The following is a 12,239-nucleotide window of genomic DNA, read 5'->3' on the forward strand; positions in this document are numbered from 1 at the left end:
CCGTAGAGCTGGATGAAGGAGTCCATGCGCGAAACCGTAGCTCCGCTCCCGTCGATCAGTCGAAGGAATATTCCGCGACCTCGGCGAGGTACCGCGCCCGCAGTGCCTCGTCCTGTGCGCTGCCGTCGAGGAAGGACGCCTCGAACGAGTTCCGCGCGAGTTCCCGCAGCCGTTCCTGGTCGATGGACAGGGCTTCCCGTACGGCGTGGAAGGTGTCGTCGACATAGCCGCCGAAGTACGCGGGGTCGTCGGAGTTGACCGTGCAGAGGAGACCGGCGTCCATCATCCGTGCGAGCGGGTGGTCTTCGAGTACGTCGATGGCGCGCAGCCGGACGTTGGACAGCGGGCACAGGGTGAGCGGGATCCGCTCGCGCACGAGGCGTTCGACCAGTTGCGGGTCCTCCATGCAGCGCAGCCCGTGGTCGATGCGCTCGACGCCCAGGACGTCCAGGGCCTCCGTGATGTACGCGGGCGGCCCCTCCTCGCCCGCGTGCGCGACGCGGCGCAGGCCGAGCTTGGCCGCCGCCTCGTACACCTCGCGGAACTTGGCGGGCGGGTGCCCGACCTCGGCGGAGTCGAGACCGACGCCGATGATGCGGTGCAGGTGGGGCTTGGCGGCTTCCAGCGTCTCCAGGGCGGACTCGGCGGACTCGTCGCGCAGGAAGCACATGATGAGCTTGGTCGAGATCCCGTGCCGCTCGACACTGCGGTCGAGGGCGCGCCCGAGCCCTTCGATCACGGTGCCGATGCCGACGCCGCGCGTCATGTGCGCCTGTGGGTCGAAGAAGATCTCCACGTGCCGCACGCCTTGCTGGGCCGCTCGCGCCAGATAGGCGTCGGCGAGCTCCTCGAAGTCCGCCTCGGTCCGCAGCACGGCCATCAACCCGTAGTACAGGTTGAGAAAGGACTGCAGGTCATCGAAGAGGTAGGCCTTGCGGAGCTCTTCGGTGTCCGCGTACGGGAGCGTGACGCCGTTGCGGGCAGCGAGGGTGAAAGCGAGCTCGGGTTCGAGCGTCCCCTCGATGTGGAGGTGGAGTTCGGCTTTGGGAAGGGGCATGGCGGCGGCTCACTCAGGTGGTTCGTTTGGGCAGAGGTACACGCAGCAGGTCTTTGGCGACGGTGAGTTCACCGTCGAATCCCGCGTCCCGGGCCTGCTGCTCGAAGACGCCGGGGTCGGGGTAGCGCTGGCTGAAGTGGGTCAGCACGAGATGCCGGACGCCGCCGTCCACGGCGACCCGGGCGGCTTGCCCCACGGTCAAGTGCCCGTGATCGCGGGCGAGTTGTTCGTCCTCGTCCAGGAAGGTGGACTCGATGACGAGCATGTCGCAGCCGTCGGCAAGCGCGTGGACGCCGTCGCAGAGGCGGGTGTCCATCACGAAGGCGAACTTCTGCCCCCGCCGCACCGCGCTCACCTCGTCGAGCGCAACGCCCCGCAGCGAGCCCTCCCGCTGGAGGCGGCCCACGTCGGGTCCCGCGATGCCGCGCGCGGCGAGCAGCTCCGGGAGTATCCGCCGGCCGTCGGGCTCGGTGATGCGGTAGCCGAAGGACTCGACGGGGTGCGAGAGCTTGACGGCGTCGAGCGCGAAGGAGGGGGCGACGGCCAGGGGCCCGTCGTCCGCCACGGGCTCCTGGATGAGGGCGACGGTCTCGCGGTAGGCGGTGGCGTACCGGAGCCGGTCGAAGAAGTGCTGTCCGGAGCGCGGGTAGTGCACGGTCACGTCGTGCGGGACGCGATCCAGGTTGATGCGCTGGATGACCCCCGGCAGGCCAAGCGAATGATCTCCGTGGAAATGCGTGACACAGATCCGGTGCAGGTCGTGCGCGGCGACCCCGGCACGCAGCATCTGGCGCTGCGTGCCCTCGCCGGGGTCGAAGAGGATGCCCTGCCCGTCCCAGAGCAGGACGTACCCGTTGTGGTTGCGGTGCCGGGTGGGGACCTGACTGGCGGTGCCGAGGACGACCAACTCGCGTACGGACAACGTGCGTTATCCCGGGGGCCACTGCAGGCCGCGTCCGCCGAGGACGTGGGCGTGCGTGTGGAAGACGGTCTGGCCCGCGCCGGTGCCGGTGTTGAAGACGATGCGGTAGCTCTCCGCCTTCTCCTCGGCTGCGACCTCGCCGGCCTCGCGCAGGACGTCGGCGGCGATGGTGGGTTCGGCGGCGGCGAGGGCGGCGGCGTCGGCGTAGTGCACCCTGGGGATGATCAGGACGTGGGAGGGGGCCTGCGGGTTGATGTCCCGGAAGGCGACGGTCGTCTCCGTCTCCCTGACGAGGGTCGCGGGTACGTCCCCCGCGACGATCTTGCAGAACAGGCAGTCAGCCTGCGGTTCACCCGCCATGCGGTGCCTCCGGTCTAGCTGGTTACTGGGCCTTCCCCGCATGTTATCCGGGCTGCGCCCCTGCCTGGCCCTCCCCTTGGCCCCCGGGGGTCGTGCGTTGCCGAAGGGACCTCTCCCACCCACCCGATTGCCCCTCGGCCATCGGACGACAGCGAGGACGGACGTACCGGCGCGGCCCCGCACCCTCGCCTCAGCCCCCTGGCAACTCCGGCGCCGTCTTCGGCGGCGTTGTCTCCAGCGACGCCAGCGCCAGGCGGATCGCCTCGTCCAGTTGGGGGTCACGGTCCGCCGCGTAGTCCTCCGGAGTTGTCACCACCTCCACGTCCGGGTCGACCCCGTAGTTCTCGACGCCCCAGCCGTAGCCCTCCAGCCAGAACGCGTACTTCGGCTGCGTCACCAGCGTGCCGTCCACAAGCCGGTACCGGCTGTCGATGCCGATGACGCCGCCCCACGTCCGCGTCCCCACCACGGGCCCGATCCCCAGCGCCTTGATCGCCGCGTTCACGATGTCCCCGTCGGAGCCGGAGAATTCGTTGGCGACGGCGACGACAGGCCCCCTGGGCGCGTCCGCCGGGTAGCTGTGGGGCCGCACGCCCCTCGGCAGGTCCCAGCCCACGATCTTGCGGGCCAGCTTCTCCACCACCAGCTGGGACGTGTGCCCGCCACGGTTCTCCCGTACGTCCACCACGAGCCCGTCCCTGGCCACCTCCACCCGCAGGTCCCGGTGGATCTGCGCCCAGCCGGGAGCCTGCATGTCCGGAACATGGAGGTATCCGAGCCGGCCACCCGACCGCTCGTGGACGTACGCACGCCGGTCGACGACCCAGGCGTGGTACCGCAGCGGCTCCTCGTCGTCGACGGGGATCACCACCGCGTGCCGCGGGTCGCCCCCGCCCGCGGGCGACACCGTCAGCTCCACCGGCTTCCCCGCCGTGCCCACGAGGAGCGGCCCGGGTCCCACCACCGGATCGACCGGCTGCCCCGCGACCGCCAGCAGGGCGTCCCCGGCGCGCACCGCGACCCCGGGCGCGGCGAGCGGCGAGCGGGCGGCGGGGTCGGAGGTCTCGGAGGGCAGGATGCGGTCGATGCGCCACGCCCCGTCCGCGCCCCGCGAGACATCCGCGCCGAGCAGCCCCTGACGTATCGCCGAACTCCCCCGGGCCCCGCCTCCCATGACGTACGCGTGCGAGGTGCCGAGCTCCCCGGCGACCTCCCACAGCAGGTCCACGAGGTCGTCGTGCGTGGCCACCCGGCCGAGCACCGGACGGTACCGGTCGAGCACGCCCTCCCAGTCGATCCCGCCCAGGTCGGGCCGCCAGAAGTTGTCCCGCATCAACCGCCCGGCCTCGTCGTACATCTGCCGCCACTCCGCGGCCGGATCGACGGTCTGCCGGACCCGGGTGAGGTCGACGGTGATGTTCGAGTCGGAGCTCTCGTCGCCGGAGGCACGCCGGTCGCTCGGCACGACCTTCAGCTTCCCGTCGGCCCACAGCAGCACCCGCTTGCCGTCCCCGCTGACGGCGAAGTGGTCGGCGTCCGAAGCCAGTTCCTCGATGCGCTGCTGTACGAGGTCGTAGCGTTCGAGCTCGGTGCGCGGGTCGGGGTCGGACGGGGTGGCCCGGGACGCGCCGAGGACGCCGCGCACGGGGTGCCGCAGCCACAGGACGCCGTCCTTGGCGGCCCGCAGGGTCGAGTACCGGGCGGCCTCGACCGGGAACGGCACGATGCGGTCGGCGAGACCGTCGAGGTCGATGCGGGTGACGGGCGAGCCCTCGCTGTCCGGGGTCTCGTCCTTGTCGGGCGCCTCGAAGGGCCGCCCGTGCCGCTGCGGCCCGAAGGGCGAGGGCGTGGTGGCGGCCAGCGTGATGAGGTGGGGCCGCGATCCGCCGACGAAGGCGAGGTCGAAGACGTGCTCGTCGTAGACGGGGTCGAAGGCCCGCGCGGACAGGAACGCCAGATGTTTCCCGTCGAGGGTGAACGCGGGGGCGTAGTCGCGGAACCGCAGCGGCGTCGCCTCGGACACCGAGAGATCGGCCGTGTTCGCCAGCTTCAGCTGCCGCAGCGGGCTCGGTCCCGGATGCGACCACGCGAGCCAGGCCGAGTCCGGCGAGAAGACGAGCCCGGTGGCGTCCCCGTGCTCCCCGCGGTCGACCTCGCGCACCTCGCCGCTCTCCCGCTCGACAAGGAGCACCCGGCCGTCGTGCGAGGCGACGGCGGCGCGGCTGCCGTCGGGCGCCACGGCCAGCCCGAGCACCCGGCCCAGCCGGCCCGCGGCGATCCTGCGCGGCGTGGCACCGGGCGCGAGGCCGGTGGCCGGGGCGAACTGGAGCGCGTCGTCGCCCTCCGCGTCCGTCACCCAGACGACGTGTTCCTCGCCGTCGACCCGGAACGTGCGCGGCAGCCGTGCGCGCACCCCGTGCTCGGCGGCGAGCGCGCGGGCGGGCCCCTCGCGGTGCGTCACCCAGTGCACACCGCCGCGCACGGAGACGGCGCTGCCCCGGCCGGTGTGGTCGGGAGCGGCGGCGCCGAACCAGCGTGACGCGCTGACGGGGTGCGGCTGGAGATCCGCGCGCTGGCCGCCGAGGCGGACGTCGATGCGGCGCGGCTCGGCGTCCACCAGGTCGTCCAGGAGCCAGAGTTCGCCCGCGGACGCGTACACGACGCGGGTGCCGTCGGTCGCGGCGTGCCGGGCGTAGAAACCGTCGATTCCGGTGTGCCGGCGCAGCTCGGAGCCGTCGGGCAGCGAGGAGTAGACGGCGCCGACGCCTTCGTGGTCGGAGAGGAAGGCGATGCGCTCCCCGACCCACAGCGGGTACTCGATGTTCCCGTCGAGCTCTTCATGGACGCGTACGAAGCGGTCCTCGTCTCCCGCGCCGCCGCGCCGGATCCAGAGCTTGCCCGCGGTGCCGCCGCGGTAGCGCTTCCACCAGGCGGCCTCGCGCCCCATCGGCGCGGAGAGCAGGAGGACTTGGCCGTCCCGTGGGCCGTACGCGACATCTCCCACGAGTCCGTACGGCAGGGTGTCCGCGGGCCCGCCGTCCAGCGGGACGGCCCGCGCCCAGCTGCGGCGCAGCGAGGCCTGGCCGGACGTGCTGACCGCGAGGACCCGCCCGTCCGGGGTCCAGCCGCGCACCGCGGTGCGCGAACTGCCCCAGTACGTCAGGCGCTTGGAAGGGCCGCCGTCGACGGGGGCGACATGCACCTCGGGGGAGCCGTCACGCGTGGACGACCAGGCGACGGTCGTCCCGTCCGGGGATATGCGGGGGTGGTTCACCGGCGTGTTGTCGGCGCTGACGCGCCACGCCCGGCCGCCGTCGAGAGGCGCGACCCAGACGTCGTCCTCGGCGGTGAAGGCGACCAACTCGCCGCGCAGATGGGGAAACCGGAGATACGCAGAGTGCCCAGTCAGTGTCACTCAGCCAGCCTAGGCAGCGTCGGCGGACCCGGACAGGGTTTTGGATCACTTGCCTCTGATGCATGAGCAGGACGGATGGGGCGTGACGGTCACCGTGACGGTCGCGGCGGGCGGCTGGTCGGGCTCATCCGGCTGGTCCGGCTGATCCGGCTGGTCCGGGTCCTGTGGCTGCTCCGACTTGTCGCCTCCGGAGCAGTCGCCGAGCACGTCCACCCGGAACCGCTCCTTGCCGTCGACCTTGGCGGTGAGGTTGCCGCGTACGCAGTGCCCGTCGACGACGGACGACACCGAGCCCTTGACGGTGATGTCGCTGGTGTCGTCGGAGCCCTTGCCGGTCTTGGCCTGGCCCTGGCAGTCGACGGTGGCGACGGCGTCCCGGTCCGGGGAACCGGACGGTGTGACCCGGGACTTGTAGCGGGCGGTGCAGCTGATCCACAGCACGTCGAGGCGCTGCCGCTCCAGCTCCTTGGTCGCCATCTCGTCCGTGGTGATCGCGATGGCCGCGGTGTTCATGCCTCCGTCGACCGGGTCGCACGCGGCGGCCCCGATCACCGCCGCCCCCGCGAGCCCGACGGCGTACAGCACCCGCCCGCGCCGTCCGCGTACCGCCACCGAATGATCACGTAAGCGCCTCAATGCCCCCATAGGCGGCAGGGTGCCACTGCGAGCCGTCTGACGGTAGTCCCCTTTGCGTCCAGTCCCGAGGGGGCCACTGGACGCGGGGCCCGAAAAAGGACGCGCCTGACACCGGCCCCCGCCCGTAACCTCCCCGCATGAGAAGCGACCGCAGACTCCGACGCCTGGTCGTCGACGAACACACCGTCTACCTGTGGTCGTTCCGGCACCGCCACGACCGCGCCGCGGGTGCCGGCGGCCCCGACTGCCGGCACGTGCTGTCCCTCTGCCGCGAGGGCAGCCGGGTGCGTACGGCGTTCGTCTTCCGGGCGGGACCCGGGCGAACCATCTCCGAGGGGTCCTGGGACCAAGGCTCGCTCATCGGCACGACGGGGGACGACGACCGGAAGTGGCTCAACCTGTACGAGCCCGGATCCGTCCGGCTGCTCGTCGACGAGGCGACGGCGCGCGGATTGCTGCCGGGCCCGGGCGACAGCGCCGGATCGTCGCGCGAGCTGGACGGCTGGCCGCTGCTTGAGGAAGTCCTCAGCCCCGCACCTTGAGTTGGGCGACCCGCATGCGGTCGGTCAGCGGCGCGGGGCCCTCACCCGGCGCGGGAGTTCAGGACCAGCGGCCGGTGCGTCCCAGGAGCAGTGCGGCCGCCGCCGTCCCCGCGGTCGACGTACGCAGCACGCTGCGCCCCAGGCGGTACGGCTTCGCCCCCGCTTCCGCGAAGGCCGCGAGCTCGTCCGGTGACACACCGCCCTCGGGGCCGACCACGAGGACGATGTGTCCGGCCGCCGGGAGTTCGGCCGTGGCCAGCGGTTCGCTGCCTTGCTCGTGCAGGACCGCGGCGAGGTCGGCGGAGGCGAGCAGCGCCGCCACCTGCTTGGTCGACAGGGCGTCCGCCACCTCGGGGAAGCGCACCCGGCGGGACTGCTTGCCCGCCTCGCGCGCCGTGGCACGCCACTTGCCGAGCGCCTTGAGCCCGCGCTCGCCCTTCCACTGCGTGATGCAGCGCGACGCGGACCAGGGCACGATCGCGTCGACGCCGGTCTCCGTCATGGTCTCGACGGCGAGTTCACCGCGGTCGCCCTTGGGCAGGGCCTGTACGACGGTGATGCGGGGCTCCTGCGGGGCCTCTTCCCGTACGGAGTCCATCCGCAGGATCAGCCGGTCCTTGCCCTCGGTGTCCTCGACCACGCAGTCGGCCCAGCGCCCGGCCCCGTCGGTCAGGACGACGTCCTCACCGGCGTGCAGCCGCTTCACGGAGACGGCGTGGCGCCCTTCGGGACCGTCGAGTACGTAGCGTCCGTCGCCGCCCGCGGCAGGGTTCCCCCGGGTCTCGAAGGTCTCGACGACGAAGACGGGCGCGGTCACGCCTGGCTCCCCGGCTGGGTCCCCTGCTGCCCTCCGGCCGCCAACGCGGCCTTCGACTCGGCCAGTTCGGCCGCGAGGACCTCCACGAGCTGCCCGGCGGGAAGTTCCCGCGCCATGCGGTGGCCCTGCCCCGCCCACAGCGCCATGCCCTGCGCGTCACCGGCCTTGGCGGCGGCCTTGCGCAGGCCGCTGGTGAGGTGGTGGACCTGGGGGTAGGCGGCGGGGGCGTAGGGACCGTGCTCGCGCATGAAGCGGTTGACCAGGCCCCGTGCGGGGCGTCCCGAGAAGGCGCGGGTCAGTTCGGTGCGGGTGAACAGCGGGTTGGTCATGGCCTGCTTGTGCAGGGCGTTGGCGCCCGACTCGGGGCAGACCAGGAAGGCCGTGCCGAGCTGCGCGGCGTCCGCGCCGGCCGCGAGCACCGCGGCGATCTGCGAGCCGCGCATCAGACCGCCGGCCGCGACGACCGGGATCTGAACGGTCTCGCGCACCTGCGCGATGAGCGAGAGGAGGCCGAGCCCCGCGCCGTCCGTCTCGGGGTTGTCGCGGTGCGTGCCCTGGTGGCCGCCCGCCTCGATGCCCTGTACGCACACGGCGTCGGCGCCCGACCACTGGGCGGTCTGCGCCTCTTCGGGCGAGGTGACGGTGGCGACGGTGATGGTGCCGACCCGCGCGAAGGCGTCGAAGACGTCGCGGGTGGGGCAGCCGAAGGTGAACGACACCAGCGGCACCGGATCCTCGACGAGGATCGCCAGCTTGGCGTCGTAGTTGTCGTCGCGACCGCTGTCCGGATCACCGAGCTGCGTCTCGTACCAGGCGGCCTCACCGGCGAGCTGATTGCGGTAGACGTCGACGGCGGCGGCGTCGGCGTACTCGGGCTGCGGCATGAACAGGTTCACGCCGAACGGCCGGCTCGTGAGCCCCCGCAGCTGTTTGATCTCCTGGTACATCCCGTCGGCGGTTTTATACCCGGCGGCGAGGAAACCGAGGCCTCCGGCCTCGGAGACGGCCGCGGCGAGCTGGGGGCACGAGGCGCCTCCCGCCATAGGGGCCTGCACGATCGGAAGGCGGCAGAGATCGGTCAGTGCGGTGGGCATGAACGCATCGTGCCACTTCCTGGCCGGGGGGCCGAATCGCGGGTCTTTCCCACCCACCCACCCGTCACCCGGCATGATCAGGAGCGCCCCGTCAGGGGCGCGGGACTGTGACATGAGCGGCTCCGCCGCGGGGCGCGAGCAACCCAGGACGCCCCGTAAGGGGCGCGGGGAACTGCGCGAGCAACCCAGGACAGCCCGCGGACAGACAGCAAAGCGCCCCCGGCACGGGCGAACCGCTACCGGGGGCGCAGGAAAGGCACCGCTCGAGGCGCCCTCGCCCGTAAAAGGCGCTACCGCCCGTTGAACGCGTCCTTGAGGCGGGAGAACAGACCCTGCTGCCCCGGCTGGAACTGCCCGGTAGGCCGCTCCTCGCCACGCAGCACCGCAAGCTCCCGCAGGACCCGCTCCTGCTCCGCGTCCAGCTTGCTCGGTGTGAGGACCTCGACGTGCACGATGAGGTCACCGCGACCGCCGCCCCGCAGGTGCGTGATGCCCCTGCCGTGCAGCGGCACCGACTGGCCGGACTGTGTGCCGGGCCGGATGTCGACCTCCTCCAGGCCGTCCAGCGTCTCCAGGGGCACCTTGGTGCCCAGAGCCGCGGCCGTCATGGGGATGGTGACCGTGCAGTGCAGATCGTCCCCACGCCGCTGGAACACGGCGTGCGGCAGCTCGTGGATCTCCACGTACAGGTCGCCGGCGGGGCCGCCGCCGGGGCCGACCTCGCCCTCGCCCGCGAGCTGGATCCGCGTGCCGTTGTCGACACCGGCCGGGATCTTCACGGTGAGCGTCCGCCGCGACCGGATGCGGCCGTCGCCGGCGCACTCCGGGCACGGGGTGGGCACGACCGTGCCGAAGCCCTGACACTGCGGGCACGGCCGCGATGTCATGACCTGGCCGAGGAAGGACCGCGTGACCTGCGACACCTCACCGCGACCGCGGCACATGTCACACGTTTGAGCGGACGTCCCCGGCGCGGCACCTTCACCGCTGCAGGTCGTACAGACGACCGCCGTGTCGACCTGTATGTCCTTGGTGGTCCCGAAGGCCGCCTCGTCCAGGTCGATCTCGAGCCGGATCATGGCGTCCTGGCCACGGCGCGTGCGCGACCGGGGGCCACGCTGCGACGCCGTCCCGAAGAACGCGTCCATGATGTCCGAGAAGTTGCCGAAGCCACCGGCCCCGAAACCGCCCGCACCGCCGCCGCCCGCCTGGGACAGCGGGTCACCGCCGAGGTCGTAGACCTGCTTCTTCTGCGGGTCCGACAACACCTCGTACGCGGCGTTGATCTCCTTGAAGCGCTCCTGAGTCTTCGGATCCGGATTCACGTCCGGGTGAAGCTCTCGCGCAAGCCTCCGGAAGGCCTTCTTGATCTCGTCCTGGGAAGCGTCGCGGCGCACGCCTAGTACGGCGTAGTAGTCCGTGGCCACTTACGACTCCGCCAGGATCTGTCCGACGTAACGTGCCACTGCGCGTACTGCTCCCATCGTTCCCGGATAGTCCATGCGGGTCGGGCCGACCACGCCGAGTTTGGCTACTGCCTCGCTGCCCGAACCGTAACCGACGGAGACCACGGACGTGGAGCTGAGTCCCTCATGGGCGTTCTCGTGACCGATCCGTACGGTCATGCCCGAATCCGTGGCTTCGCCAAGCAACTTGAGCAGGACGACCTGCTCCTCAAGAGCCTCCAGGACGGGCCTGATGGTGAGGGGAAAGTCATGTCCGAAGCGGGTGAGATTGGCCGTTCCGCCGATCATCAGCCGCTCCTCGGTCTCCTCGACAAGAGTTTCGAGGAGTGTCGAGAGCACCGTCGCCACCGTGCCGCGGTCCTCCGCGTCGAAGGACTCCGTCATGTCCTGCACCAGCTGCGGCACGTCCGCGAAGCGACGGCCCGCGACCCTGCTGTTGAGCCGCGCCCGCAGGTCCGCGAGCGAGGTCTCGCCGAACGGGGCGGGACAGTCGATCATGCGCTGCTCGACCCGGCCCGTGTCCGTGATCAGTACGAGCATCAGACGGGCGGGAGCCAGCGAGAGCAGCTCCACGTGCCGCACCGTCGACCGCGTGAGGGACGGATACTGCACGACCGCGACCTGCCGGGTCAGCTGCGCGAGCAGCCGCACCGTGCGTGCCACGACGTCGTCGAGGTCGACGGCGCCGTCGAGGAAGTTCTGGATGGCCCTGCGCTCCGGCGCCGCCATCGGCTTGACGCCCGCGAGCCGGTCGACGAAGAGGCGGTACCCCTTGTCGGTCGGGATACGGCCCGCGCTGGTGTGAGGCTGGGCGATGAACCCTTCCTCCTCCAGCGCCGCCATGTCGTTGCGGACGGTGGCCGGCGAGACCCCGAGACTGTGCCGCTCGGTGAGCGCCTTGGAGCCGACGGGCTCCTCGGTGCCTACGTAGTCATGGACGATGGCACGCAGCACCTCGAGCCTGCGTTCACTGAGCATCCGCGCAACACCTCCACCTTTTCGCCCTGGGACGTGTCTGCCCCGCGGCCTTGCCTGGCACTCCCCGCAGGTGAGTGCCAGCCTGCACCGCGCCCAGTGTACGGCTGCGAGGTACGGGCCCGGCAAGGGCCGGACCCTATGTCGGTCCGACGGCCGAAGTGACGGCTGCCAAGCCGCCCGCGCGGGGCTAGCGTCGGCTGCATGGACGTGGCACTGGCTTGGGACGAGGCGGGTTGGGAACGGCTCGCGCCGCATGTGGGACGCAGGCGCCTGCCGGTCTGGGACTGTACGGCGGGCCTGGTCGTCGGCGGTGAGTCGGCGCTGATGATCGAGGCGGGCGCGACCCTGCGCGAGGGCGCGGAGCTGCGCAACCAGGCGCGCGGCATCCTCGGCGAGGGCCGCCGGGTCACCCATCTCGCCCTGACGCATCCGCACTTCGACCACGTGCTCGGCGCCGCGGCGTTCGCGGGCGTGGAGGTGTACGGCGCGGTCGGCCTCGACGCGCTGCTCACGAGGGGGCGCGACGAGCTGCGCGAGGACGCCGTGCGGCAGGGCGTCGCCCCGGACGCCGCGGCGGAGGCGGCCGACCTGCTCGTCCGCCCGCGCCACGCGGTGTGCGGGGAGTGGACGCTGGACCTGGGCGGCGGGGTGCAGGTCCTGCTCGCGAACGTCGGCCCGGGTCATACGGGCCACGACCTGGCGGTCCTGGTCCCCGGCACGGGCGACACCCCCGAGATCGTCTTCTGCGGCGACCTGGTCGAGGAGTCGGGCGAACCGCAGGCCGGTCCCGACGCGGTCCCGGCGCGCTGGCCGGCCGCGCTCGACCGGCTGCTGGACCTGGGCGGCGAGAACGCGCTGTACGTGCCGGGGCACGGCGCGGTGGTCGATGCGGCTTTTGTCCGCACGCAACGCGCCACACTGGCGGCTCGCTTCGGCGTGTCGTAGCCGGCCT

Annotated in this window: 11 protein-coding genes; 2 read left to right on the forward strand and 9 right to left on the reverse strand. The window is 72.0% G+C overall.

Translation table 11 applies throughout. The features are described 5' to 3' along the window. Nucleotides 1-55: 55 nt before the first annotated feature. The 5 genes from ACZ5U5_RS08860 to ACZ5U5_RS08880 all read right to left on the reverse strand — a co-directional run bounded on the left by ACZ5U5_RS08860 (nt 56) and on the right by ACZ5U5_RS08880 (nt 6,366). Nucleotides 56-1,057, reverse strand: a complete 1,002-nt coding sequence (locus tag ACZ5U5_RS08860; protein WP_469018249.1) for an adenosine deaminase — start codon at nt 1,055-1,057, stop codon at nt 56-58. Nucleotides 1,058-1,070: 13 nt separating this feature from the next. Continuing rightward, nucleotides 1,071-1,979 (reverse strand): ribonuclease Z, encoded by a 909-nt coding sequence (locus ACZ5U5_RS08865; RefSeq protein WP_469018252.1) that lies wholly within the window; start codon nt 1,977-1,979, stop codon nt 1,071-1,073. 6 nt (nt 1,980-1,985) lie between these two features. Continuing rightward, entirely contained in the window at nt 1,986-2,339 is a 354-nt protein-coding gene (locus ACZ5U5_RS08870; RefSeq protein WP_469018255.1) for a histidine triad nucleotide-binding protein, read from the reverse strand. Between the two features lie 190 nt (nt 2,340-2,529). Beyond that, on the reverse strand, nt 2,530-5,748 hold the full coding sequence (locus ACZ5U5_RS08875; protein ID WP_469019383.1) for a S41 family peptidase: 3,219 nt from the start codon (nt 5,746-5,748) through the stop codon (nt 2,530-2,532). A 51-nt stretch (nt 5,749-5,799) separates the two neighbouring features. After that, complete coding sequence (locus ACZ5U5_RS08880; protein ID WP_469018258.1) at nt 5,800-6,366, reverse strand: hypothetical protein; 567 nt, start codon at nt 6,364-6,366, stop codon at nt 5,800-5,802. 161 nt (nt 6,367-6,527) lie between these two features. Between ACZ5U5_RS08880 and ACZ5U5_RS08885 the strand changes: the two genes are divergently transcribed. After that, complete coding sequence (locus ACZ5U5_RS08885) at nt 6,528-6,932, forward strand: hypothetical protein (RefSeq protein WP_469018261.1); 405 nt, start codon at nt 6,528-6,530, stop codon at nt 6,930-6,932. Nucleotides 6,933-6,990: 58 nt separating this feature from the next. Here the strand turns inward: ACZ5U5_RS08885 and ACZ5U5_RS08890 are convergent, their stop codons facing one another. From ACZ5U5_RS08890 to hrcA, 4 genes are all read right to left on the reverse strand, one after another. Then, nucleotides 6,991-7,749, reverse strand: a complete 759-nt coding sequence (locus ACZ5U5_RS08890; protein WP_469018264.1) for a 16S rRNA (uracil(1498)-N(3))-methyltransferase — start codon at nt 7,747-7,749, stop codon at nt 6,991-6,993. Continuing rightward, complete coding sequence (locus ACZ5U5_RS08895) at nt 7,746-8,843, reverse strand: nitronate monooxygenase (RefSeq protein WP_469018267.1); 1,098 nt, start codon at nt 8,841-8,843, stop codon at nt 7,746-7,748. Before ACZ5U5_RS08895 ends, ACZ5U5_RS08890 begins: the two co-directional genes overlap by 4 nt. 290 nt (nt 8,844-9,133) lie before the next feature. Beyond that, nucleotides 9,134-10,270 (reverse strand): molecular chaperone DnaJ, encoded by a 1,137-nt coding sequence (gene dnaJ, locus ACZ5U5_RS08900; RefSeq protein ID WP_361828118.1) that lies wholly within the window; start codon nt 10,268-10,270, stop codon nt 9,134-9,136. Continuing rightward, nucleotides 10,271-11,287 carry a heat-inducible transcriptional repressor HrcA gene (gene hrcA, locus ACZ5U5_RS08905; protein ID WP_351160429.1) on the reverse strand — a complete coding sequence of 339 codons (1,017 nt, stop codon included), beginning with the start codon at nt 11,285-11,287 and terminating at the stop codon, nt 10,271-10,273. A 201-nt stretch (nt 11,288-11,488) separates the two neighbouring features. On the opposite strand from hrcA, the gene ACZ5U5_RS08910 reads away from it, so the two are divergent. Continuing rightward, the gene (locus tag ACZ5U5_RS08910; protein ID WP_469018271.1) at nt 11,489-12,232 is read left to right on the forward strand and encodes an MBL fold metallo-hydrolase; all 744 of its coding nucleotides are present in this window, start codon (nt 11,489-11,491) and stop codon (nt 12,230-12,232) included. Nucleotides 12,233-12,239 lie beyond the last annotated feature (7 nt).

The organism is Streptomyces sp. NPDC033177 (assembly GCF_055577715.1).

What these genes read in the sequence shown, in the direction of transcription:
- ACZ5U5_RS08860 (WP_469018249.1), bottom strand. Translation starts at nt 1,057, where the DNA reads ATGCCCCTTCCCAAAGCCGAACTCCACCTCCACATCGAGGGGACGCTC.
- ACZ5U5_RS08870 (WP_469018255.1), bottom strand. Translation starts at nt 2,339, where the DNA reads ATGGCGGGTGAACCGCAGGCTGACTGCCTGTTCTGCAAGATCGTCGCG.
- ACZ5U5_RS08885 (WP_469018261.1), top strand. Translation starts at nt 6,528, where the DNA reads ATGAGAAGCGACCGCAGACTCCGACGCCTGGTCGTCGACGAACACACC.
- ACZ5U5_RS08895 (WP_469018267.1), bottom strand. Translation starts at nt 8,843, where the DNA reads ATGCCCACCGCACTGACCGATCTCTGCCGCCTTCCGATCGTGCAGGCC.
- hrcA (WP_351160429.1), bottom strand. Translation starts at nt 11,287, where the DNA reads ATGCTCAGTGAACGCAGGCTCGAGGTGCTGCGTGCCATCGTCCATGAC.
- ACZ5U5_RS08910 (WP_469018271.1), top strand. Translation starts at nt 11,489, where the DNA reads ATGGACGTGGCACTGGCTTGGGACGAGGCGGGTTGGGAACGGCTCGCG.